The 22,041-nt window shown below is 67.7% G+C and carries 23 protein-coding genes; 14 read left to right on the top strand and 9 right to left on the bottom strand.

Going from position 1 to position 22,041, the window contains the following annotated elements; genetic code table 11:
- Positions 1-29: 29 nt before the first annotated feature.
- From OG627_RS19435 to OG627_RS19425, 3 genes are all read right to left on the bottom strand, one after another.
- Complete coding sequence (locus OG627_RS19435) at positions 30-1,532, bottom strand: LacI family DNA-binding transcriptional regulator (RefSeq protein WP_329066812.1); 1,503 nt, start codon at positions 1,530-1,532, stop codon at positions 30-32.
- A gap of 32 nt (positions 1,533-1,564) precedes the next feature.
- A complete protein-coding gene (locus OG627_RS19430; protein WP_329066810.1) occupies positions 1,565-1,942 on the bottom strand; it encodes a helix-turn-helix domain-containing protein in 378 nt (125 codons plus the stop codon).
- Positions 1,943-2,068: 126 nt separating this feature from the next.
- Positions 2,069-2,626 carry a helix-turn-helix domain-containing protein gene (locus OG627_RS19425; protein ID WP_443073506.1) on the bottom strand — a complete coding sequence of 186 codons (558 nt, stop codon included), beginning with the start codon at positions 2,624-2,626 and terminating at the stop codon, positions 2,069-2,071.
- 249 nt (positions 2,627-2,875) lie between these two features.
- On the opposite strand from OG627_RS19425, the gene OG627_RS19420 reads away from it, so the two are divergent.
- The 4 genes from OG627_RS19420 to OG627_RS19405 all read left to right on the top strand — a co-directional run bounded on the left by OG627_RS19420 (position 2,876) and on the right by OG627_RS19405 (position 7,889).
- The gene (locus OG627_RS19420; protein ID WP_329066808.1) at positions 2,876-4,153 is read left to right on the top strand and encodes a DUF3631 domain-containing protein; all 1,278 of its coding nucleotides are present in this window, start codon (positions 2,876-2,878) and stop codon (positions 4,151-4,153) included.
- Positions 4,154-4,482: 329 nt separating this feature from the next.
- The gene (locus OG627_RS19415) at positions 4,483-5,433 is read left to right on the top strand and encodes a DUF2637 domain-containing protein (protein WP_276607229.1); all 951 of its coding nucleotides are present in this window, start codon (positions 4,483-4,485) and stop codon (positions 5,431-5,433) included.
- 102 nt (positions 5,434-5,535) lie between these two features.
- Positions 5,536-6,201 (top strand): plasmid mobilization relaxosome protein MobC, encoded by a 666-nt coding sequence (gene mobC, locus OG627_RS19410; protein ID WP_329066807.1) that lies wholly within the window; start codon positions 5,536-5,538, stop codon positions 6,199-6,201.
- Positions 6,198-7,889 (top strand): relaxase/mobilization nuclease domain-containing protein, encoded by a 1,692-nt coding sequence (locus OG627_RS19405; RefSeq protein WP_329066804.1) that lies wholly within the window; start codon positions 6,198-6,200, stop codon positions 7,887-7,889. The genes mobC and OG627_RS19405 overlap by 4 nt, the downstream gene beginning before the upstream one ends.
- A 30-nt stretch (positions 7,890-7,919) precedes the next feature.
- Here OG627_RS19405 and OG627_RS19400 read toward each other — a convergent pair whose 3' ends face one another.
- Genes OG627_RS19400 through OG627_RS19390 form a run of 3 tightly spaced genes read right to left on the bottom strand, consistent with a single transcriptional unit; the run spans position 7,920 to position 10,445 of the window.
- Entirely contained in the window at positions 7,920-8,609 is a 690-nt protein-coding gene (locus OG627_RS19400) for a WbqC family protein (RefSeq protein WP_329072800.1), read from the bottom strand.
- Between the two features lie 46 nt (positions 8,610-8,655).
- On the bottom strand, positions 8,656-9,324 hold the full coding sequence (locus OG627_RS19395; RefSeq protein WP_065488002.1) for a YdcF family protein: 669 nt from the start codon (positions 9,322-9,324) through the stop codon (positions 8,656-8,658).
- Complete coding sequence (locus OG627_RS19390; RefSeq protein WP_329066800.1) at positions 9,321-10,445, bottom strand: helix-turn-helix domain-containing protein; 1,125 nt, start codon at positions 10,443-10,445, stop codon at positions 9,321-9,323. The genes OG627_RS19395 and OG627_RS19390 overlap by 4 nt, the downstream gene beginning before the upstream one ends.
- Before the next feature lie 154 nt (positions 10,446-10,599).
- On the opposite strand from OG627_RS19390, the gene OG627_RS19385 reads away from it, so the two are divergent.
- From OG627_RS19385 to OG627_RS19365, 5 genes are all read left to right on the top strand, one after another.
- Positions 10,600-11,028 (top strand): hypothetical protein, encoded by a 429-nt coding sequence (locus tag OG627_RS19385; RefSeq protein ID WP_329066798.1) that lies wholly within the window; start codon positions 10,600-10,602, stop codon positions 11,026-11,028.
- A gap of 8 nt (positions 11,029-11,036) precedes the next feature.
- Positions 11,037-11,489, top strand: coding sequence for an ATP-binding protein (locus OG627_RS19380; RefSeq protein ID WP_329066796.1), 453 nt, complete (start codon positions 11,037-11,039; stop codon positions 11,487-11,489).
- On the top strand, positions 11,486-12,646 hold the full coding sequence (locus OG627_RS19375) for a radical SAM protein (protein ID WP_443073505.1): 1,161 nt from the start codon (positions 11,486-11,488) through the stop codon (positions 12,644-12,646). The genes OG627_RS19380 and OG627_RS19375 overlap by 4 nt, the downstream gene beginning before the upstream one ends.
- Positions 12,643-12,855 (top strand): hypothetical protein, encoded by a 213-nt coding sequence (locus tag OG627_RS19370; protein ID WP_069735528.1) that lies wholly within the window; start codon positions 12,643-12,645, stop codon positions 12,853-12,855. Before OG627_RS19375 ends, OG627_RS19370 begins: the two co-directional genes overlap by 4 nt.
- Positions 12,856-12,976: 121 nt before the next feature.
- Positions 12,977-13,771, top strand: coding sequence for an aminoglycoside phosphotransferase (locus OG627_RS19365; RefSeq protein ID WP_329066790.1), 795 nt, complete (start codon positions 12,977-12,979; stop codon positions 13,769-13,771).
- 22 nt (positions 13,772-13,793) lie between these two features.
- Here OG627_RS19365 and OG627_RS19360 read toward each other — a convergent pair whose 3' ends face one another.
- A complete protein-coding gene (locus tag OG627_RS19360) occupies positions 13,794-15,020 on the bottom strand; it encodes a TerD family protein (protein WP_329066788.1) in 1,227 nt (408 codons plus the stop codon).
- A 258-nt stretch (positions 15,021-15,278) separates the two neighbouring features.
- Here OG627_RS19360 and OG627_RS19355 point away from each other — a divergent pair, with 258 nt between their 5' ends.
- Complete coding sequence (locus OG627_RS19355; protein ID WP_329066786.1) at positions 15,279-15,677, top strand: hypothetical protein; 399 nt, start codon at positions 15,279-15,281, stop codon at positions 15,675-15,677.
- A gap of 63 nt (positions 15,678-15,740) precedes the next feature.
- On the opposite strand, the gene OG627_RS19350 is transcribed toward OG627_RS19355, so the two are convergent.
- Together OG627_RS19350 and OG627_RS19345 are read right to left on the bottom strand one after the other, a co-directional pair.
- On the bottom strand, positions 15,741-16,877 hold the full coding sequence (locus OG627_RS19350) for an ImmA/IrrE family metallo-endopeptidase (protein ID WP_329066785.1): 1,137 nt from the start codon (positions 16,875-16,877) through the stop codon (positions 15,741-15,743).
- 49 nt (positions 16,878-16,926) lie between these two features.
- Entirely contained in the window at positions 16,927-17,301 is a 375-nt protein-coding gene (locus OG627_RS19345; RefSeq protein ID WP_329066782.1) for a hypothetical protein, read from the bottom strand.
- 117 nt (positions 17,302-17,418) lie between these two features.
- Between OG627_RS19345 and OG627_RS19340 the strand changes: the two genes are divergently transcribed.
- The 4 genes from OG627_RS19340 (at position 17,419) to OG627_RS19325 (ending at position 21,897) form a co-directional block, all read left to right on the top strand.
- The gene (locus OG627_RS19340) at positions 17,419-17,559 is read left to right on the top strand and encodes a hypothetical protein (RefSeq protein WP_168712685.1); all 141 of its coding nucleotides are present in this window, start codon (positions 17,419-17,421) and stop codon (positions 17,557-17,559) included.
- A 92-nt stretch (positions 17,560-17,651) separates the two neighbouring features.
- On the top strand, positions 17,652-18,656 hold the full coding sequence (locus tag OG627_RS19335) for a nucleotidyltransferase (protein ID WP_329066779.1): 1,005 nt from the start codon (positions 17,652-17,654) through the stop codon (positions 18,654-18,656).
- The gene (locus tag OG627_RS19330) at positions 18,653-20,122 is read left to right on the top strand and encodes a ThiF family adenylyltransferase (RefSeq protein ID WP_329066777.1); all 1,470 of its coding nucleotides are present in this window, start codon (positions 18,653-18,655) and stop codon (positions 20,120-20,122) included. The genes OG627_RS19335 and OG627_RS19330 overlap by 4 nt, the downstream gene beginning before the upstream one ends.
- Positions 20,119-21,897, top strand: coding sequence for an SAVED domain-containing protein (locus tag OG627_RS19325; protein WP_329066775.1), 1,779 nt, complete (start codon positions 20,119-20,121; stop codon positions 21,895-21,897). The genes OG627_RS19330 and OG627_RS19325 overlap by 4 nt, the downstream gene beginning before the upstream one ends.
- The last annotated feature ends 144 nt before the right edge of the window (positions 21,898-22,041 follow it).

The following is a 22,041-nucleotide window of genomic DNA, read 5'->3' as shown; positions in this document are numbered from 1 at the left end:
AGTGGCGCTGCGGGGCACTGCTGAGTCGCTCAGCGTACGCACAGGAGGTCGTTGAGCACGCGCACGGGGGATGAGGGACGCATCGTGTGTCGGACGTCGAGCGCCGCCTCCCATCGCTCGGTCAGACCAGACATGAGGCGCCGACGCATGCCGGGCGTGACGTGGGCGTAGCGCGCGGAGACCGAGCTGTCGATGTGGCCCATGCGTTCGTCCATGAGGACCTTCTCGGTGCCGAGGTCCTCCATCATCGTTCGATGAGTATGGCGAAGGCCGTGCGGCGTGAGGCCCTTGGCGATCGGGAGCCAGCAGGCGTCCGCCCGAGCGGCTGCCCCTCGACCTCGGGTCGGGATGCCGGGCCACGGCTCGCCGAGTATCGGTACCGGGCGGGCCTCCTGCGGTGCCTTCTTGGGGTACCAGCCGGAGGTCGCCGGGGTGAACAGCCACGTGGCGAAGCCGTTTCGGCGCCAGTGAGCTGCGTGCTCCGACATGGCGCTGCCGCGTACGAACCCGAGCTCTGCGATGGCGAGTTCGACGCGTACGCGGGTGTCCTCGCGTACGCGGTCGGGGTGGTTGAGGACGTTCGAGACCGTGCCTGTGGAGACTTCGGCACGGCGGGCGACGTCGACGAGCTTCGCGCTCTGGTGGCCTCCTGTGCGCGCCTTACCTTGACCTCGGAAGACGTACGTCCTGCCATGGCAGGGGCAGGGCGTCGGCTTCGTACGGGCGATGTGGTTGAAGACCAGGGCCGACAGCCAGTCCGTCGAGTCGATGTCGCGGTAGCTGTCGTCCTTGGGCGGGCAGCGGACCAGTTCTCCGGTGTCCAGTTCGTACAGCTGCCACTCGACGCGAAAGGCGGCGGTTCGGACGAACTCCGTTTCCAGGCCGACGATTTCGCCCCACCGCTTGCCGGTGCAGCCCTTGAGGACAGTGGCGACGAACTCGTCGTCGCGGCCGGAGAGCAGGGCCGCCCGCTCAGCGGTAAGCAGGATGCCGAGCGCGTCGGTGACGACCTTCTCCGGGCCGCGGTCGCGAGAGCGGCCGGCGCGCTTGCCCCGTCCGCGCCGCCTGGCCGCCGGGTTCGACGTGATCAGGCCCTCGTCGATCGCGTCCTCGAAGATCAGGTGGAGCGTCGCGCGCCACGTCTTGACGCTGGAGGCCGCGTACGCCGCCCGCTCCTTCTTCTCCCACAGCTCGACGTCCGTGCGCAGAATGCTGGCGAGCGCCTTGTCCTCGAAGTCGGGGAGCAGGTGCTCCTCGATGTGGCGCTTGTAGTTCTGCATGGTCGAGGCGGCCAGGTCCTGGGCGGCGTACCAGCGGCTCGCGTACTCGCCGAAGGTTTCCTGGCCGAGGCCCGGATCGCGCCACTGACCACGGCGAACGGTCACCTCTTCGGCGTCTGCGGCCTGCTTGGCCTCGCGCTTGGTGGCGAACTTGACCACGGTGCCCATGGAATCGGCGACGGTGCCGTACTTGCCGTCCTCGATCTTGTAACGGCCACGCCAGTAGCCACTGCGCTTCTCTGCGTACCCCACGGTTTTCCCTCCCTTCCGTCGTGTGGGGCGCGTTAAGCAGCAGTTCCGTACTGGGACTTGGCCATCCGGCGCGGTGGCCGGGCCTGGAGCCGGACGGTGGGTACAGCCACATCGGGCCGGTGCCGAGCGGGAGGCTTGCGCGTCGGCGCAGGAGCGCCGCCGGTGCGCTGCGCATTCACGGCGGGGCGCTCTTCGTGCATGCGGATGATCTCCGCGAGGTGCTCGTCCGAGAAGCGGTAAGCACGGCCGACGCGGGTGAACGGGATGAGCCGACGGCGAGCGCGGTCCTTGACCCACCAAACGGAGCAGCCGAGTACGGCGGCGACTTCCTCGGGGACGTAGAGGCGCGGCAGGCCGACCTCGGCGGGCAAAGTCGGTTCGGAGGCAGGGGTTATCGGGGGTTGACGCAAGGGGTGGGTCCTCTTCTGGCGGGCATGGGGCGCGGCAACGCCTACCCGCCGGTTGATCACTAGGGATGTGGGTGAGCTGCCCGGCCTGGGGGTTTGCGGCTCCAGGCCGGGAGGGGGTGCCGGAGGCTATACCCCGTCGGTGGAGTGACCGTCACGGCCACCGGGCGGAGGGCCGTGCATCTTCAGCATGGTCTTGTTGGCCTCTTCTGCGATGGCGGACTGGACCATGAGGTCGGCCTCCTCGCGGATGTCAGGGTGCCCGGTCAGGTAGGCGTCGAGAGCGTCGCGCGCCTCGGTGAAGGCCATGTTGGCTCTCTGCGTCGCGCGGAAAGCGTCCAAGACCTCGTCGATGAGCTCCATAGCTCGGGCCTTGGCCGCCAGCTGAGGTGGCCCGACGAGGTTGCGCAGGCCAATGCCGAAGACCTCGGCGAAGCCGATGGCGTCATCGAGGTTGATGCGGCGCTTGCCATTTTCGATCCGCCAGACCGCGGATGGGTTCATGTCGAAGCCGGCCTCGTTGAGCCGGTCGGACAGGGCATTGGTACTCCAGCCACGCGCCTCGCGTTCCACCCTGATGCGGGTCGCGACGTTCGCCTCACCGCTGAGCAGAACGCCCTCGGACGACTCCTCCTCCGCCACTGACACGCCCTTCCGTTCGTAGCAATGCACTGCGGTTTGCAGCACAGCCCAAACAGTAGCATCGTTACTGCGAGACGCAAAATACTTCTGCGATCCGCAATTCGTGTGGCATAGTGGTGGCCCCCCACCCCACTGACCTCAGGAGTCCGCACGCCCACACGTCACATGAAAGAAGCCCCCGGCGATGCCGGGGGCTCAAGCGCAAACCTCTCAACCGCCATCCCTAGCGATCAACCCGCGGAGTCCGGGATTGCCGTCCCATACGGCCCGCAAGCAGAGGAGCTGATGCCCAGTATGACCGATGCCCAGCCGAATACGCCATCCCTCCCGGACGACTCCGGCACGTCGTGGCCCCCAGTCGCCGTCCCCGGCCAACCGTCCGGCGCTGCTGCGCCTCCAACAGAAGAGGACCCCGACGACACTGCCTCGCCTACGCCGCTATCCGAGGGGGTGCAGATCCTGGATGACCTGCGGGCGCAGCTGAAGCGGTACGTGGCGATGCCGAGCGAGGAGGCCGTCACAGCGGTGGCCTTGTGGGTCGCGGCAACGCATCTTCAGCGTGCGTGGCAGCACGCGCCGCGCCTGGCGATCGTCGCGCCGGAGAAGCGGTGCGGCAAGTCCCGCCTGCTGGACGTGGTCACCGAGACCGTGCACAACCGGCTGATCACGGTCAACGCCAGCGCGGCGGCGATCTTCCGGTCGATCGACGGGAACGACCCGCCGACTCTCCTGGTCGACGAGGCCGACACCATGTTCAGCACCACCAAGGCCGCGGAGAAGAACGAGGAGGTCCGCGGTCTCATCAACGCCGGACACCAGCGCGGCCGGCCGACACTGCGAGTGTCCGGCCCCGAGCACCAGGTGCAGGAGTTCCCCACCTTCGCCATGGCGGCCCTGGCTGGGATCGGCGACCTGCCGGACACGATCATGGACCGTGCGGTGGTCATCCGAATGCGCCGCCGAGCAGCGGGCGAGAAGGTGGCGTCCTTCCGCACTGGCCGGGACACACCCGCCCTGAACGCGATCCGCGATCGCCTCCGCGCCTGGCTCCAGCCGCTCTATGAACTGGCCATGGAGATGGAGCCACCGATGCCGGTCGAGGACCGCGCGGCGGACACCTGGGAACCGCTGGTCATCGTCGCCGATCTCGCCGGAGGTGACTGGCCCGCGCTGGCCCGCACCGCCTGCCGCACCACGACCGACTACGAGGCCGGCCAGGACGAGGAAGGCGGTCTTCGCACCCGCCTCCTGGTCGGCATCCGCCGCACCTTCGCCGCCGTCGGCGACCCTGCCGTGCTCAGCACGAAACACCTGTTGGAATCCCTGAACGCAGACAGGGAAGCACCGTGGGCGGAGTACGGCGCAAACGGCCTGACCCCGCGCGGCCTGCAACTGCTGCTCAAGCCGTACGGCATCGGCTCGGCCAACCGCCGCTTCCCGGAGGGCACCCAGGCCAAGGGCTTCGCGCGCAACCAATTCCTCGACACCTGGGCGCGCTACTGCCCTGAGCCGAAGGCGGCAGACGCGTCCGTCTCGTCAGCCGACGGTCCCCTTCCCGGCACCCCAGCCTGACCCGACTTCACTCGCACCACTCGTCCCCGCGCAGGTCAGCACGGGGACGAGTGAACGCCTCGCAACGAGTCGTCTCGACATCGCCACGCCACTCGTACCTGTGCTGACCAGGCACGCGACGAGTGGTACGAGTCCCCGCACCTCACGGCGGCCACGCCCTGCCCTCCCCCGCACCAAGGCCGCCGTCTCAAGCCCACCTGGAGCACCCCCGCTTGCTTGCACGCATCACCGCCCTGCTCAGCCGAACTGATTCGCATCAGCGTCGCCCCGCTGCCGATCCTGGAAGTGGACGCCGGGCGGGCGCACGCGCCACCCTCGTCCTCGGCCTGATTGCCGTCGTCCTCATGGCCTTCCGAGTCTCGTGGAACGCGCTGTCCGACGTGGCCCGCGCCATCGGCGCCGATCCCATCGCCGCCCTGCTCTACCCGATCGTGGTCGACGGGCTCATGGCCCTCGCGCTCATCGCCACACTCGTGCTGACCGGCCCCGATCGGACATTCGCGCTACGAGTACTGGCGACCTACACCATCGCCAGCCTCCTGCTGAACTACGTCCACGGCCTCATACCGACCCTGCACACCGAGTCGACCCGGCTGGGTCGACTTACCAGCTGGGACCCTGCGAACTGGGCCCTCGTACTGCTGGCCACGTCACTCCCAGTCGGGTCGATCTACTTCGGCTCGGACCTCGTGGCAAAGGTGCTGCACCACAAGCACGAGTCGGCCGACTCGGCCCAGTCGGTCACCCGGCAACGAGAGGAATCCGCTGGCCAGCGCGCCAGTGAGCAGGCCGCACCGTCGGTGGCCGACCGAGCCGAACCGGTCCCCGAGGAGCCGCCCGAGTCGACCTCCGTGAAGGTCGACGAGGCACACATGACCGGATCCACCGGAGCCGAAGAGTCGGCCCTCACTGCCCGACCGCCCCGGTCGACCACCATGGCGAAGTCGACCGAAGCCGCCCCGCCGGAGAAGGCCGGTAGGCGTCTCACCAACGCTGAGTCGACCACCAATCGCCATCGCACCGACGCCGAAGTGCTCGCTGAAGGCCGCCGCCTGACCGCCGACTGGAGCGACGACCAGTTGACCGCCAAGCGCCTGCGCAGCGAACTGCGGATCGCCCAGACGCGCGCCGGCGCCGTGCGCGACCGGCTGCGGGCCGAGCGCGCCAGTCGGCCCGAGCCTGTCGCGGACGATGGCTTCGGGGGCCAGCGTCTCGGCACGTACGACGACGCCAAGTTCCAGCAGAGGGAAGCCGCCGCAGCCCCCTCCGCCACCGCCTGATCCAGCGCACGCCCTGGCCGCCCCCCTCCATGCCGACAAGCACGAGGGGGGCACCCACATACAGCGAACACTCGCCCCCAGCACTCCACGGAGAACCAGCCCATGCACGACCCGCACCACGAACTCGCCATCCCGCAGCAGGAGATGACCACCGGCCTGAACAGCGCAGCAAGGTATCCCGCTGGACCGTCCAAGGGCCGGTCTCACGGGGAAGCCTCCGCCACGGGGGTGGCGGAGGCACGCGGGCACCAGGGGGTGCCCGAGCAGGAACAGCCCACCGCCATCGCCGACAGCACTGCTGCCGTCGAGATGCCGTTGCCGCGTGCAGCAGAAGAAGCCGCCTTGCACCGCGTCGCCCAACGTCGCAAGCCCGACCCCAACGGCCGTCGCGAGGGACGAGTCGACGTCCGCTACAGCGAAGAGGAAGAGGCCGTCATACGCGCCAAGGCAACGTCGCTGAACCTCAGCGGTGCCCACTACGTTGCCGCAGCCACTCTGGCCCACGTCCACGGCGACCTCACCCTGGCCGGCCAGCGCACCCAGCTCGACGACTACATCGACGAGATCAACGCCCTGCGCGAGCAGGTCACCGCCATCGGCCGCAACGTCAACCAGATCGCCAAGAAGCTCAACTCCGGCGGCCATCCACACCCTGGGGACAGCGCTCTCCTCGCCCAGACCGACCGGACCCTGGACGCGGTCGGTGAGACGGTGAGCCACATCGCGGCCGCCGCGAACCAGGCCGTCAGCCACAAGGCGCCGCGATGATCGCGAAGATCACCGGAGGCAAGGACACCGCCAACCTGATCCGCTACCTCTACGACACGAAGAAGAAGGGCCACACCGACCCGCACCTGGTCGCCTCCTGGGACGGCTTCGCCCCCGACCCCGGCCGCACCAATGATGTCGATGCCACGAAGCGGGCTCTCGTCGCCGACCTCGACCTGCACGTCAAGCAGGCCGAGCGGCTCGGCCGCGCACCCGAGAAGCACGTGTGGCACTGCTCGATCCGTGCCACCAAGGCCGACCGCCACCTCAGCGACGACGACTGGGCTGACATCGCCCACCGCATCGTCGCCGCCACCGGCATCGCACCCGACAGCGATCCGGACGGCTGCCGCTGGGTCGCCGTCCGCCACGCCCCCGACCACATCCACATCGCCGCCACCACAGTCCGCGCCGACCTGCGCACCGCCCGGCACTGGAACGACTACCTCACCGCCGACCGCGAACTCGCAGCCTTCGAAAAGGAGTACGGCCTCTTCCAGGTCGTACGCGGGGATCGCACAGCCGCGAAACGGCCTACCCGTGCCGAGCAGGAGAAGGCCAAGCGCGCCGGCCAAGCCCGCACCGCCCGCGAACACCTGCGCACCACCGTGCGCACCGCCGTGGCCGCCGCCACCAGCACCGAGGAGTTCGTCCACCTGCTGGAGCACACCGACGGCATCCTCGTGAACATCAAGCACTTCCCGTCCGGTGATGTACGCGGCTACACCGTCGCCCTCGACGGCGACGTCAACGCCCAGCAGGAGCTGATCTGGTACTCCGGCTCCGAACTCTCCCCCGACCTGTCCCTCCCCAAGATCCGCAAGCGTCTAGAAGCCACCGAACCCCAGCACAGCCCCCGTCGGGTGAACCCGTGGCACCAGGCAACCGCCGCCGCGGAGCGCATCCCCCACCACCTCGACGGCGATGACGATGCAGCCGCTCAGGCCCACCTGGCCGCCTTCGGCGAAGCCCTCGACGCCCTGCCCATGCGCGCACCCCAGGAAATTCGTCCCCAGCTATGGCAGGCAGCCGAGGCGTTCGAGCGCGCCACCCGCTCCCGCGTCCAGGCCGAGCACCAGCCCGCCCGCGCCCTGCGTAGCGCCGTACGAGCCATGGTCCGCGAGCCCGCCCCCAAGGACGGCGCGCTGCTGGCGATGCTCCTCGACGCCGCAATCCTCGCCGTCATCGCCGCCGCCCGCTGGCACCAGCTCCGCCGCCACGACCAACAGGTGGCCGCAGCCCAACAGACCCTGATCCACCTGCAGGCCGCTTACGAGCAGACAGCCACCGCACCACTGACCGTCCTCGCCCAGCACCGGCCACCCCAGCAGACGGTGGAACGGCACATCCTCCTCATCCGACAGGCCATGCCTGTCCACGCCGAGCAGGTGGTCAGGGACCCGGCCTTCGACGCCCTCACCGCCGCCCTCGCGACCGCCGAGAAGGCCGGGCATGATCCGAAGCAGCTGCTGCAGCAGGCCACCGACGAACGGGCACTCAACGACGCCCGAAGCCCCGCACGGGTAGTGACCTGGCGCGTCGAGCGGCTCAGCACCAGGCCAGTTCCGAGCGACCGTGCACGAGTGGCACGGATGCGGAGCGCGGCACGGCGGCAAGGCACATCGGTCAGCCCGGCAGCGGTCGCGCCGGCCTCCCAGCCACAGCCGCCACAGGCACGTCGACGTTGATCACACCCGCTTCCGTACCCGAAGCGGGTGTCAGGCCGCGCACCCCAGCGCATCGTGGGCGAACGCGAGAGCCCGAAACCGAGCTCCCACAGCGTCGGGGCCGCGGAAGGCCAACGCCCGCAGAGCACTGACCTGTCGCCCCGAGGCCCACAGACCAGTGGCCGGCGAGAGAAACGGGACGACGGCTACGCCCAGCTCGGTGAAGGGGGCATGGTCCAGGTAGGTCATGCCGCCGGTGCCGCACAGGTACGCGCGTGCGCCGGTGGCGTCGGCCAGGTCGGCCAACCGCTCGGACCGACCCGTGCGTGCGGGCAGGGCGCTGCTGGTGAAGATCTGCCCCCGCCAGCCGAGCAGTTCGAGCAGGGCGCGAGTCGAGGCCGCGGCGACCGGCGCGCCCCTTCCTGTGTCGAACGCATTCCAGGCCGGCTGAAGGGCACGGTCAAGTGCGGGCCAGTGAGGACTGGTCCCGTACTGCTGGCGCAGGATCGATGAGGCTCTGCGTCGGGCCGCGGCAGGGTCGGCGATCAGGGTGTCTCTGATAAGGGTGGCGCGCCCGGAGGGGCGGTGAGTGGGGATGGTCAGCCACCGGTTCGGGCCAAGGCCGTCGAGTGTGGCGATGCGGGCGCGATGCTGGTAGTCGCGGCGGGCGAACTGCACGTCGTCCAGGACGATCCAGTGGTCCGACGCGAACAGCTTGGCCAGCGTGGTCAGCCGGGGCATGAAGTTGGGCTGGTGGATGGCGCACAGGCTGCCCGGGGAGGAGAGTTCAGGAAGCGATGAGGCGGCTGGTGAAGCCGGCGTGGATGAGGGATTCGTACGCAGCATGCACGTCCTCCGGGACCTCCTGCTCGATGGCGAACCCGAGCTTCGGATACTCGATCACCCGCTGGAGGTCGCCGACGAGCATGTCCACCACGAGCTTCTCGTCGCCGATGGACTTGAGGTAGTCGTCGAACTCCAGGGTTTCCGAGGCGCACACCATCTCGACCTCGGGCCACAGCTTGCGGGCGGTGGCGTACGACCGCCGTTCCATGTAGGGCTTGGAGACCAGCAGCACCTTCTCCGGGGTGATGCCGGCGTCGGCCAGGACCTCGCGGGCGAGGGTGATGTTCTGCCCGGTGTTCGCGGCGTGGGGCTCCAGCAGGATCGCTGAGGCGGGGACGTCGAGGTCGATGGCGTGCTCGCGGAAGTGGACCGCTTCGCCGCGTGGGAAGACCTTGGCGGTGGTCGGGCTGTTGCCGCCGGTGAAGACCAGCGTGGGGAAGAGACCCGCGTGGTACAGCTCGGCGGCGCGCGTGGCCACCCCCAGGTCGTGGCTGCCCAGGCCGATCGCCACGTCCGCGGGGTGGGCCTGGTGGTGCATCTGGTGGTAGTCCCAGATCGCCTTGGCCTGGTGCCACTGGTCTTCGGTGATGACCTGCTGGCTGTCACTCATGCGTTCGTCTCCCTGATCACCGTCGGCGGGGCCCCGGGCGGCCCCTCACTGCTGGCCTTGACGCTCTCGATACTGCGCAGTTGGTGCACGAGGCCGTACTGCGCGGCCGTCCGAGCGGCCTGGCCGAGAACGCGTATCCCATCATCGCGGGTCGCCGCGTCGGACAGCAGGATGTGGCCGTGAGCGGTGTCCAGCCGTACGCGTTGCATCGGTGAGTCGCTGCTCCCGCTGCTTCGGGCGATGTCGATGAAGTGCAGGGCTTGGGTGAGGTCCCCGACGCCCCGGCGGGCCAGGGCGAGCTTCTGATGGGCCACCGACCAGTCGTCGGGTTCGGTGAGGTCTTCGAATTCACGGGTCGCGGCCTGCATCACGCGGGTCGCGTAGTCGTGGTTGCCGTCCTTGCTGAGTGCGGTGCCCACCCACAGGCGGGCTCTGGCCCGGTCACGGCGAGAGAGCCGGTCGTCGACGGCGAGCGTCTCGTAGGTACGGGCCGACGTCTCCAGGTCACCGGACATCTCCGCGACGACCGCGAGGGACAGATCGAGCTGGGCGACACGGCGGGGAATGTCGAGCTGGGTGAAGATCGAGCGCGCGCCCGCGTAGGAGTGGCGTGCGGACAGTGGTCCGAGCACCGCGCCCTGATCGCGCTTGAGGTCTCCGAGTAACGCGGTGGATCGGGCGTAGAGGTACAGGCCCTTGTCATCGAGTTCGGCGGCCGTGAAACGGTTGAGCCATCGGCCCAGCAGGCTGTCGGCGAAGGTGAAGTTCTGCCGGGACAAGGCGACGACGGCACGGTCCAGGTCGTCGGTCCACGACTCGTACTCCCAGGCTCTGGGCCCGGCAGCCGTCACCCGGCGTCCGGCTGCCACCTGCCCGGGGTCGGCCATCTCCGACAGGAGCGTTTCGAAGCGCAGGTGCACGGAGGCATCGGCGCGACCGAGCGCGGTGTCCAGAATGGCCTGCGTGTCGGGGCGGGGCTCGGTCGCGGACCGGAGCTTTTCCCACTTCGAGATGGTCGCGACGGCGAGACCGAGGCGCTCGGCGAAAGCACGCACGCTCAGGCGGAGGGCGAGCCGTAGGGCTCTGGCCTCCAGGCCGGTCCAGTGGTGCACGGTCGCCACGCGTCGCTCCCTTCCACCAGCCATGGAAGCAGAAGCGTGCGGCCGGTGGGGCGGAAGTAGAGCGCAAGTGGAACAGCCGGTGATTCCCTGCGCATTGAGGTACGGCGACGCTCAAGGGGTCTCTTTTCGCCGAGTCCCTTGGACGGTCACCAGCATGGAACTCCTTACCGAGCACCGCCCGGTCAACGGGCCCGTCGTCTACGGCTTCCTGCGGCTGGCCGGAGTCTCGGCAGCCCGTCAAACGGCGTTACAGGCGTCACTGACGGAGTACTGCCGGATCCACGAGCTGCAGCTCTCCGGCGTCTTCAAGGACAGGCTCGCGACGACCGAACCGAGCTCCACCGCGTTCACCGGCCTGCTGGACGCGTTGTCCCTTCCTGACGTCTACGGCGTCATCGCCCCCGCCCTGTCTCATCTGGGGCCGAAGCACCTCGCCGCCGAACGCACCCGCCTTATCGAGGCCGCCGGCGCCCGCCTGCTGCTGGCCCGCCGCCCCCGCATCGGGCCTGGCCACGTACCTCGTCAGCAGACCGCCCACCGCCGCTTCCCCGCGCCACTCCTCCTCCTGAGCACGGAGTCATGAGGCACCCCATGCCCGAGTCGCTTCAGCAGTTCTTCGAGGCCCGCCGCCAGTCCGTACGCAAAGCACGGGAGTTCGCCACCAGAGCGCTGGACGGCTGGGGCCTGACGAGCCGCACCGAGGACATCCGCCTATGCGTCTCCGAACTCGCCACGAACGCCGTTCTCCACGGCACCGCCCGCGGGCACGGCTTCCTCGTCCGGCTCGACATCGACGACAACTGCGTACGCCTGGAAGTGCACGACAGCCGTCGCCAGCAGCCCGTCGTACGCGAGCCGACCGCCACAGACATCTCCGGGAGGGGCCTGACGTTGGTGGCCGCGCTTTCCGACGAGTGGGGAGTGAGGGGCCGTACGCCGCTCGGGAAGATCATCTGGTCCTGCTTCAAGACCGCGGACGACGCCACACAGTCGATCGGCCCTCCCGTCCCAAACCACGACGACCGCCCTCTGGAGGTCCGATGACCGTAACCGGCACACCGGATCGGGCGGCGTCTGCCGCGTCAAGCACGCTTCTCGTGGCCAGCCCGTTCCTCGCCCAGCACCTCCTTCTTCAGCCAGGCCGAGCGGTCGGTGTGCGCATTCCTGGGAGTCGCTATGAGGAGCTGCGCGCCGCGAGCCACGTCGGAGGCCCTCTGCCGGCTTGGCTTGTTGATGCCGCGCGGCAGGCGTGGGGCACCGAGCTGCCTGACGGACCGGTCGGCGATTTCGTCCTCGTGCGCGAGCGATCGCCGTACGGGTACGCGAAGGCGTCCTGGGAAATCAACCTCGGCTGCGACTACGACTGCGAGTTCTGCTACCTCGGCGAGAAGCGCTTCGAGGGCCTGGACTGGGCGGGCAAACAGCAGCTCCTGCGGACGATGCGCGACGCGGGCGTGCTCTGGCTGCAGATCACGGGCGGCGAGGCACTGATCGACCGCGAGTTCGGCGCGGCCTACGAGTACGCCCACCAGCTCGGGATGATGGTGCAGGTCTCCTCGAACGGTTCGTCCCTGCGCAAGCCGCCGATCCGCGGGCTGTTCGCACGCCATCGCCCTTACCGGCTCACGCTCAGCGTCTACGGCGCGACCGCGGACACGTACGACAAGGTCACTCGCAATCGCGGCGCGTTCGGCCGGTTCATCCAGGGTCTGGACGCGGCCCACCAGGACCGGCTGCCGGTCCGGCTGAACGTGATCGTGTCGGACGACAACGCCCATGAGGTCGACGCGATGGTGGCTCTGTGTGAACGCTACAGCTTCCCGCACCAGGTCTTTACGAATATGTCGCCGACGATCGACGGTGAAGCGAACCCGCTGGCGACGCAGGCCAAGGGCCACATCAAGGCCCGGAGCGTCTTCACCGGCTGCAATGCCGGCCGGACGTTCTTCCACGTCAACCCGCACGGCATCGCGTCCGTCTGCAAGGTCGGCCGCGACCCGAGCGTGAACCTCGTGACCGAGGGCGTCGCCGCCCTCACCCGGCTCGGCGCTATCGCCGAGTCCCTACAGCTCCGCACCGGTGGATGCTCCGGCTGCACGAAGGTCGGCACCTGCCGTACCTGCCGGCCGCTGGCCAAGCTCTACCAGGATGCGGGGGACCGACGAGAGCTCTACTGCCAACACGGAGGCTACGGATCATGACTCCACCCACCACAACCCTCACCCCGCCGCGCGAACCGATGCTGCTCACCATCGGACGGCGCCCCACCGATGGTGCAACCGGCACCCTGCCCGTGCCACTGCCGGCCGGGGCCATCCGCGACGACGAGGTCCAGATCATCACCGACCTGGACGAGGCCGCCGAGGGCGCCGAGTGCAGCTGCTCGGCCGGCGACGACCAGCCGTACTAGATACACCGCAGGCGGGCGCCGCACCGCTCGCGTACGCGCCCCATGAGTGCCGCCCCGGTCGTACCCTGGCCGGGGGCGGCACTCCCTTGTCTCCGAGCCCCATGAGGAACCGCGCGTGTCCATGTCTCGCATTCCCTTCGATCAGCTCCCAGCCGACGTCCGCCAGGCTGTCACTGACAAGACCGGCCCCGTGCATCAGGCGGTGACCATGACCGGCGGCATGAACTCCGGCGTCGCCTCCGTCCTGGAGACCGAGAGCGGCAGCGTTTTCGTGAAGGGCATCGCGAGTGATCATGCGCAGGTCGCAGCACAGCGCCGCGAGGCGGAGATCGCCCCCCACCTGCCCACGTCCTGTCCCCGCCTGTACTGGCACCTGGAAGTCGATGGATGGAGCCTTCTCGGATACGAGGTCCTCAGCGGTCGCCACGCCGACTACAGCCCCGGCTCCGCCGACTTGGTGCTCGTAGAAGCCGCGCTCACCGAACTGCAACGGATCACCGCTCCGGCCGACGTCGAGATCAAGGACGCGATGGACCGCTGGGCGGACTACGCTCCGCCTGGAACTCTCCAGCACTTCAGCGGCAACACCCTGTTGCACACCGATTTCGCACCGCACAACGTCCTGATCGCCGACGGGCGTGCTCGCCTCATCGACTGGGCGTGGCCAACGCGCGGTGCGGCGTGGATCGATCCAGGCACCTTGGCACTGAGGCTCATGGACGCCGGCCACCCGGCGGAGAACGCGATCGCGTTCGCAGGCCGCTTCCCGTCGTGGCGGAACACCGATCCGGAGGCGCTGACGGCATTCGGTTCCGCATCTGCCGCGCTGTGGCAGGAGATCGCCGAGGAGGACCAAACGCCCTGGAAGCAGAGGATGGCCAAGCGGGCCGCTGCGTTCAGGCTCGCACTCCTCTGAGAGTCCATGCCCGCCGTCAGACCTACCTCGTCTTGAACTCGATCTTTCCGGTACTCATACGGAAGTTCCCACTCGAGTACAGCGTGGGTCGGGCCTCAACGTGGTTGCCGCTGTACTTCTCCACATGCCGGATCTCCACACCGCCTGGAACAGTGAAGTCGATCAGGGCAATGGCGACCCAGTAGGACAGGTTGCGATTGTTGAACAAGGGCACCGTCACCGTGGACCCGCGCCCATCCGTGACCACCACCTGAGCGCCGTACGACTTGAAAGAACCTGTTCCGTTCTCCACCGCGCTGTAAGCGCATAGCAGGACGTAGCCCTGGAGGTCTGGGCGACGGATGGTGATCGTCTCTCGACCTGGCACTTTGGAGTCGCCGTCGAGTGCGATGTAGGGGGGCGCTACTGACGATCCGAGTTGCCGGTAGTAGACGGCCTGGTCCGTCTTGACCGGGCGCTGCCCGGGTGAGGTGACCAGACTCCGGGGGACGTAGAGGGCGTAAAGATCCAGGTCCGCTCCAGCCCTTCTTCGTGCCGCACTTCCGCCGTTCCACTCAAGAGTGGCTGTCACTACAAGGCTCGGGTCGTCCTTACGCATGTCGATGGTCGCCTGGCCGGCCTTGGTGAGGAGCACTTTGCCCAACGGCGCAGGGAGCCGGGCAGGTGTTGTCACCGGCCTCGGCGGCGACACCCCAGGGGACAGCTGTCGGCTTCGCGCGGGTGTGACGGTTGGAGGGGCCGCTGCGGTAGGGCCCGGGTCATCTACAACGATGCCGAAGTCCGACGCCAACCCCGCCAGACCCGTGTCCCACCCCTGGCCCACTGCCCTAGCCTTCCAGCTGCCCGCCCGCCGGTACAGCTCGACGAGCACAGCCACTGTCTCCCGGTGCATGAGCGGCGGCGGCTCAAAGGTACTTCGAACACCGCCACACTCGATGACCGCATGCGGGGTGCTACTCGCGTCGAAATACCTCACCCGCAGCTCCGGATCGATGCTGGCGACGATGGCAACGCGGTCCACCGTCTCCGGGATTGCGGCAAGATCCGCGACGATGGTCTGCCCGCTCAGCCTGACCCCGTCCTGCGCAGCATGGTTGTAGAAGATCAAGTCGTCATCACTCCGCACCCTGCCGTCCTGGCCGAGCAGGACAGCGGACACATCAATGCCCGTCGTAGGGGAGCTGAGGGTGACGCGGCAAGCCGCAGCAGTCAGGACGGTATTGCAGCCTTTGGCAAGAGCAGTAGTCATGGATCGGCCTCTCTCCGAGATCCGTACATGGTGGTGCCCCTGGCCGTTCCACGCAGTACAAACACGGATTTGCTTGCCGACCGCATCAGGCTGTAGACGCGGCTTGGGAGCACCGAAAGTCCCAAAATAAGCCGGGATCACTGTGCACCCGCTCTACACGCTGGGTACCGTCTGGCGAGGCGGCGCCGGGCCGAGTCCGAACGTGGCACGGAAGCCGGGGAGTGCAGGTGCCCGACGTACGGCCCAGCCAGCGCATGCGTGACCCTGGAGTCGTCCAGCGCAGCGTCGGCGTCCTGGGCGAAATGGCCCCGCTCTTTCAGCCTGCCCGCCGAGCGCGACGATGCTGAGCGCATCACCGACGAACTGTTCGCCGGTCGGACCACATCACCCAGGTCCACCACTTCGCCAAAGGCAGGGGCATCGCCGCCTCGTAGATCGGCATCGGCAGGGCCGCAGCCGTTGTGCAGCCCCGGCGAACACCCCTGCGGCCAACCTCCGAAGATCACCGTTCACTCGGAGAAGACCGACGAGCACTACGAAGGCTGCCTCATCCACCACGAGACCGGCCATCTCGACGGCCTGGTCTACACGGCCCGTATGAACATTGGGGTCGTCCAGATTTCGGTCGAGGAGTATCGCGCGCTTGCCTTCGCCTGAAGCAAGCAGTTCCTGCCTATCTGCTACGCGGCGGGTGGCGTCCAGTGAAACGTCCAGAGGCGGCTAGCCCGCGGCGAGATCGCCGGAGAGGCTGATCTCGATGGGGCGCTTCAGCTTGCTGCCGTATTTCCAGTCCAGGACGCCGTCGTGCTGGAGGCGACCGACAACAATGCCTGGGGCGATGCCAGCCCGACGGGCGAAGGCTGTGATGTTGGTAAAGGGCATGGGGCGCTGGGCAAGTTGCTTGTAGGCGGCCGCATGCTCGGGCGGGATGAGGGTTTCCCTGGCGAAGTCGTCTGCCTCGTCCTCACTGCGATCTCCTTCGGGGGTCGTGTCGTCGTCACGGCTCGTGTTGTCGATGAAGGTGAGGCGTTTGCCGTGCAGGAGGACATGGCCGAGCTCGTGGAAGACGGTGAACCAGAAGTGGTCGTCCTTCTTGAACCGGCCGCTGAGGGCGACTCCGACCTTCTCAGGGGTGAGCCATCGGGTGACGCCGGACACGTGACTATTGGGGGGCGCGGCAACGAACACCACCGCGACGCCGGCTCGGGCGCAGAGGCGCGGGATTTCGGTGCGCCAGACGGCGGGTTCCTCGACGGTCAGGGCTCGCAGCTGGGGAAGTAGCTCAAGCAGGACCGCGCGGTCGTAGGGTGCGCAAGGGATTTCACGTGCTCGGAGTTCAGCCTGGCGCAGCCAGACGGCGGTGGCGTAGTCGTCCGGCGTGAGGACGGTGGAACGCCGGAAGGCAGTTCGGTAACTGCCCCACACGTTCTCTGCAACCTCTGGGTCGGCGACCCCGAAGAACGCCAGCAGACGCTCGAGATTGTCCACCGTGCGCTCTTTCGTCTGCAGGATGCCGCGTTTGACCAACTCCTGCAGGGAGAAGCGGTCGAGCCAGTCGAGGCGATGGCTAAGGGCTTCACGGCTCTGGGTGCGGCTGACATGGGTGCGCCAGGCGGCCTCCATCTGGTTCCACAGCGAAGCCGGGATTCCGACGGCCCGCTCCAGCAAAAGGGCAGTGTCGGGGGTAAGGACAGCGCTGCCCTGGACGACCTGGTTGACGTGCTTGGTCGACAGCCCGGTGCGGCGGGCAAGGTCCGCCTGGGGAATGCCAAGGGCGTCGAGCTGTTCTTTCAGCGTGTCACCAGGAGGCAGGACTTCATCCGGTGCGAACGGGTGCGGGGCGGAGGGCGGAGTCACGTGAGTGCCTCTCGGTCGGCGAGGCTGCGGGGCGGGCATGGTGGCGAGATCAGGGGCGGTGGATCGCTGCGACGATCACAGCGCGTACGGCGTGCTCGTTGAGGGTGCCGTCGTCGAGGGTGCGGGGCGGGTCGTCACGCGGGCGGACCACGAGATCGCCGTGATCACCGAGCGACACCAGCAGAGTGAAGCAGTCCCCGTTGGCTGCGGGCCGCAGCCGCGCGGCTGCAACGTGGCGCAGGTCGGCCAAGTGGTGGGCGGCCGCCATCTGGCCAAGACGCCGGAGCAGGGTGGTCGCCCCATCGGGGCCTAAACGGTCCCTGCGGGCACGGCCGCTGTTGCAGAGACGGGCGAGCTCGGCGTCCTCGAAGACGATCTCCACCAGCGACCCCAGAATCCATTTCCGTGTACCTACTGCCTCCATGCTATCCTCCCGATCAAGGTCTACGAGATTCCATGCACCTACTGGGTAAACGAAATCCATAGACAGGATGTGGCGTGTGCTACCGCAGGCCACCGCAGAAGATCGGAAGGACAGCCCATGGCGGGCAAGAGCAGCGCATCCAACGGCAAGCGGGGCCGCAGTGCCATCACGGGCCGGTTCGTGAAGCAGGCCACCGTGAAGCGGCACCCGAAGGCAACGACCAACGAGAGCACCGGCAAGGGCAGCAAGAAGAAGTAGGCCACCAGTCCCTCGCCGACGGACCTCGCATTGCCATTGGTGCGAGGCAGGCTCAGCAGACCAATGCAGTCACGACCAGACCGGAGGGCCCGATGGCTCACCTCAAGCAGCAGTTCAAGGGTGCGTTGAGCTCCATCGAGCCCGGCGACGACAAGACCAACGCGCCAGAGGCGCATCGCCTCGTCCGTGACGCCCTCAAGGCTGATGCCAAGCTCGTCGAGTACGGCGTCAGCCCGGTACTGATCGGCTCCTACAAGCGCAATGTGTCGATCCGCAGGATCAAGGACGTCGACGTGTTCGTGCGCCTGCCCGATGTCCCGAGCGATGTCACGTCGGCAGACGTCCTCGACAGGTTCTTCAAGGTCCTGCATGCGGAGTTCGCCACCGACGCAGACGGGCACCGGCGCACCAAGCGCCAGGACCGGAGCCTGCAAGTCTCCTTCCCGGAGTACGACCTCTACGTCGACGCGGTGCCTGCCCGCCCCTACGGGGACGGAACCTGGGAGATCCCCCAGAAGGGCGACGAGAACGAGTGGGTGCGCACCAACCCAGACGGGCTGACCGAACTGTCGAGCACGATGAACGCGGACCACGACGAGTACTACGTACCGACCGTCAAACTGCTTCGCCAGACTCGTCGCGCCCTGCTCGGCACGAAGAAGCCGGGCGGATTCTTCATCGAGATGGCCGCCTACCAGGCGTTCGCCTCAGGCACAGTCTCGGGCAACGACCAGGCGGAGTACTACGTCTCGGCTCTCCGGGAGGTCAGCAAGATCATAGAAAACTTCGTGACCTACGGCATCGCGGTGACCGACCCGACCCTGTCTGGACACACCATCCACATCCGCGCGACGGACGATGAACTGGACACCGCGTGTACGCGGTTCAACGACGCCGCGACGTCGGCAGCAACTGCGCTCGCCGAGGAGGACACGGGCAAGGCCGCGCTGGCGTTCCGGAAACTGCTGGGAAAGAACGGCGATGGAGATATGGTCTTCCCAATGCCCCCCGACTTCAACGAGGACGGCAGCAAGACGGCATCCGCGATCTCGCCCGGTGCCCGCGTCGTACCTGCCGGCAAGAGGACTTTCGGGTGACCTCTGCCGAGTTCGACGAGTACGTCGCCTACGCGCGGCTGCACTTCGAGGAGGGCCTGATCCGCGCCGGGTTCCAAGAGATGGAAGCTGGGTGGGAAGGGCCTGTCCCGCACTTGGCGGGCACGACTCGTGTAGTGATCGACCTGCAGCCCCGCTTCCCGTTTCGGCCGCCGAGGGTGGTGCCGATCGATCACGACACGGTGCCCTGGTCCTGGCACCGTGACCCGGACGGCGCGCTGTGCCTGGTTGCTGAAGAAGATCACGACGAGCTGTGGTGGACGGAGGCACCTGCATTCCTCGAACACGTCACAGCATGGTTCGATCACGCGGACACCGGATGGACGGACGATCGGCCCGACCTCGACCTCGACCGGTACTTCCATCAGTCCGCGGACCGGCGCCTCTACCTCTACGACGACCTCGGCCAGTACCTCAACCGCTCCGTCCGCTTCAGCCCGGCCAGCAACAACACGATGCGTATCAGGCACGGCATCCGTCCCAGGAACGCCCTTAAGCACAGCAAGGACCGCTTTGGGTTCGTGGCCGATCTCGGCGAGGTCGACGTGCCGCCGCGAACCTGGGCAGACATCTGTGCCCGGCTCGGCTCGAACGCGGATCTGGACCGCAGAATTCGCCAGCAGTCGGTCGCGGTCGTCGTGCTGGTTTACCAACGAGGCACCCACGAGGGCGCGATCGTGCTGGACGTAACGCCCACGAAGGAGGGCGGCACGGCCGTCACACGTCTGCGCTCGGGCGCAGACACCGAGGCCGCCCGGTCCGCTCGCGCAGGCGTCCTCGTTGCCGATCTGCGTGAATCCAAGGTTGCCGTGGTCGGCGTCGGCGCTTTGGGCTCGTTCATCGCCGACATGCTGGTGCGCTCCGGTGTCCGTCACCTCACTCTCATCGACGACGATGTGGTCATGCCGGGAAACCTCGTCCGCCACCTCGTCGGCCCCGACGCAGTCGGACTGCCGAAAGCCGAAGCGGTCAAGCGGCACCTCGTCAGGCACAACGAGGCACCGGCTGCAGGCATCGACACCATTAATAGCGCCCTTACCTCGGGTGCCGACGCGGTCGACCATTTGCGGAACCACGACCTCGTCGTGAACGCCACCGCCGACTTCGCCACCACCGCGCTCCTGCATGTAAGCGCCCTGACACTGGGCACACGGGTCCTGTCTGCGGCGCTTCAAAACGACGGCAGGACCTATCGCATCGACGTACTGCCACCGATCGGCGCCGCAGCACCGCTGTCGCCTTCGACGACCAGAGCCGACGCCGAGGCACCGCAACTGTTCGAAGCAGGCTGCGGAAGCCCGATCTCCCAAACGCCGCCCCACGCGGTAATCGAGGCAGCAGCGGCAACCGTCCGCCACGCCGTCGGACTCCTCGTGAACCGCCCCCTCCATCCTGCAGGGGAGACGTGCCACCTCCACTCCGCACAACAAGGCAGCCACCACCAGTGACCCGGTCGGCACCACGCATCGAGCTGCGCCAGGCGGCATACGAGGTCATCGGGTCCGCGACCGCGCAGCAGCTGCCACGGGAAACGGGTGGCATCCTCCTCGGCTATCAGGAAGACGCCAACGTCGTTGTCACCCATGCCCTAGTGGTCGAGGGACAAGGAGCGACCACCCACAGGTACGTGCGCGATGACGTCAAGGCGAACACGCTCCTCGCAGAGTTCCTGGCCCAGCGAGCGGACGACGATCCAACCGGCTACGTCGGCGAGTGGCACAGCCATCCCGCACCGTCCGGACCGAGCCCGACGGACCTTGCCGCGATGCGGGCAATGGCCCGGGAACACGACGGCCCGATCGCACTCCTCATTTACGCTCCCGGCGGGACGACCCCCTTCTCCGGGCTGATCACCCGACGCCCACGATGGGGACGCGTCACCAGCAAGGCAGCAACGGTCCTTCCGCCACCACAGAGATTCAAGGCGCTAGGGCCACTGCCCAAGGGCGCGGTCCGGCCTGACGGCGCGGTGTTCATCTCCTACCGGCAGTCTGACGGGTCCCCGCAGGCCGAGTCGATCGAGAACCTGCTGAGGGCCGCCGGTCTCGTCGTGTGGAGAGACCGTACCGACCTGCGCGCCGGCACAACGACCGATCGCCTCGAGCAAGCCCTGACCCAAGGGCTTTCAGCAGCCGTGCTCGTCGTGACACCGGACATCGTCCACAGCGACATCGTTCGAGAACGTGAGCTCCCTCGGCTGCTCCAACTGGACGAGGACCCCGCCTTCAGCCTATGCATCGCGAACAAGACCGCCAGAGCGGGAAGCGATACACGGTGCGACTACGACGCACCGGACCGACTCCTAAGACTCGCTCCCTCCCGGACCCTCGCCGACAAGAAGCAAAGCAACATGGTCCAGCCGTCCGGCGAGGGCGAGATCGTGCGCGACCTGCTGATGCACCGAGTCGAACAACGCAAGCCCGCCATTCACAGCCAGAACCGCGCCTTCACGATCCGAGTCCAGACCCGCCCCGCGCCCTTCGCCATGGACGCGGGCGAGGACGACCTGCACATCCGCATCAGGGCCGCCAGCGACGGGCGTCTGCCGTTGCGAGAGGGACTTCAGCTCCTGCAGACCACACTGCCCCTGACCAGCGATGCCGTCTATGCCGCCAGCGCGCAAACCGTACGCGTCTTTGGCGGAGCTCACCTGTCGGTAGCCCTGGCCTTGGGAGCCGCCCTGCCCGAGACCAAGATCGGAAATGTCGAGGTGGTCGACACTCGCGGCGCTCAGTGGACGTCTGCAGAAAATGGTGACGACCCACTGACCAGCGAACTTCATACGCAACCAGTCGACCTCGAACAAGCGCAGACACCCAACAGCCACGACCGCGTCGCGATCTTCCTCAGCCTGACTGCCAATCCAGATCAGACCGCATTCAAGCAGCTCTCGCACGAGTCCAGCGACGGCTTCGCCGCGGCCGCCGTGATCTCCGTCGCCGGGGCAGACCGACTCGACCCGCGCGAGGCCGCACGCCTCAGCACGGCTGCCGCACAACAGATCAAAGCGCTTGCCGCACACAGCGGCCGTGCGGAGGTGCATCTCGCTTTCCACGGCCCCTACACGATGGCTCTGCTCGTAGGGCGATACCTCAACACACTGCGCACCGTCGTCTACGAGTGGGACGGTGCTACCCCTGGGAGGCCCAGCTACACGCCAGCTCTCGTGCTTGAGCCAGGTGTCAACGGCGGACCGATCACAGAGGTCATGCTCGGCCAATAGGCGTGGCGATGCACGCGCAGCATGCCAGCCTGTCTTACTCCGCCTGGCTGGAGCTGGAGCGGAGCGCCACGGGATTGTTGCTGAGCCAGGCAGTGATCCGAACGAGGTTGATCGCGGCTCGGGTGAGCTGGTGCTGAAAGCTGG

The sequence above is a fragment of the Streptomyces sp. NBC_01429 genome, assembly GCF_036231945.1.
Classification (GTDB): Bacteria; Actinomycetota; Actinomycetes; order Streptomycetales; family Streptomycetaceae; genus Streptomyces.
The sequence above is the reverse complement of the archived record's forward strand: the minus strand, read 5'-3'. Positions and strand labels throughout refer to the sequence as shown.

What these genes read in the sequence shown, in the direction of transcription:
- OG627_RS19420 (WP_329066808.1), top strand. Translation starts at nt 2,876, where the DNA reads ATGACCGATGCCCAGCCGAATACGCCATCCCTCCCGGACGACTCCGGC.
- mobC (WP_329066807.1), top strand. Translation starts at nt 5,536, where the DNA reads ATGCACGACCCGCACCACGAACTCGCCATCCCGCAGCAGGAGATGACC.
- OG627_RS19405 (WP_329066804.1), top strand. Translation starts at nt 6,198, where the DNA reads ATGATCGCGAAGATCACCGGAGGCAAGGACACCGCCAACCTGATCCGC.
- OG627_RS19400 (WP_329072800.1), bottom strand. Translation starts at nt 8,609, where the DNA reads ATGCCCCGGCTGACCACGCTGGCCAAGCTGTTCGCGTCGGACCACTGG.
- OG627_RS19395 (WP_065488002.1), bottom strand. Translation starts at nt 9,324, where the DNA reads ATGAGTGACAGCCAGCAGGTCATCACCGAAGACCAGTGGCACCAGGCC.
- OG627_RS19385 (WP_329066798.1), top strand. Translation starts at nt 10,600, where the DNA reads ATGGAACTCCTTACCGAGCACCGCCCGGTCAACGGGCCCGTCGTCTAC.
- OG627_RS19380 (WP_329066796.1), top strand. Translation starts at nt 11,037, where the DNA reads ATGCCCGAGTCGCTTCAGCAGTTCTTCGAGGCCCGCCGCCAGTCCGTA.
- OG627_RS19375 (WP_443073505.1), top strand. Translation starts at nt 11,486, where the DNA reads ATGACCGTAACCGGCACACCGGATCGGGCGGCGTCTGCCGCGTCAAGC.
- OG627_RS19370 (WP_069735528.1), top strand. Translation starts at nt 12,643, where the DNA reads ATGACTCCACCCACCACAACCCTCACCCCGCCGCGCGAACCGATGCTG.
- OG627_RS19365 (WP_329066790.1), top strand. Translation starts at nt 12,977, where the DNA reads ATGTCTCGCATTCCCTTCGATCAGCTCCCAGCCGACGTCCGCCAGGCT.
- OG627_RS19360 (WP_329066788.1), bottom strand. Translation starts at nt 15,020, where the DNA reads ATGACTACTGCTCTTGCCAAAGGCTGCAATACCGTCCTGACTGCTGCG.
- OG627_RS19345 (WP_329066782.1), bottom strand. Translation starts at nt 17,301, where the DNA reads ATGGAGGCAGTAGGTACACGGAAATGGATTCTGGGGTCGCTGGTGGAG.
- OG627_RS19340 (WP_168712685.1), top strand. Translation starts at nt 17,419, where the DNA reads ATGGCGGGCAAGAGCAGCGCATCCAACGGCAAGCGGGGCCGCAGTGCC.
- OG627_RS19335 (WP_329066779.1), top strand. Translation starts at nt 17,652, where the DNA reads ATGGCTCACCTCAAGCAGCAGTTCAAGGGTGCGTTGAGCTCCATCGAG.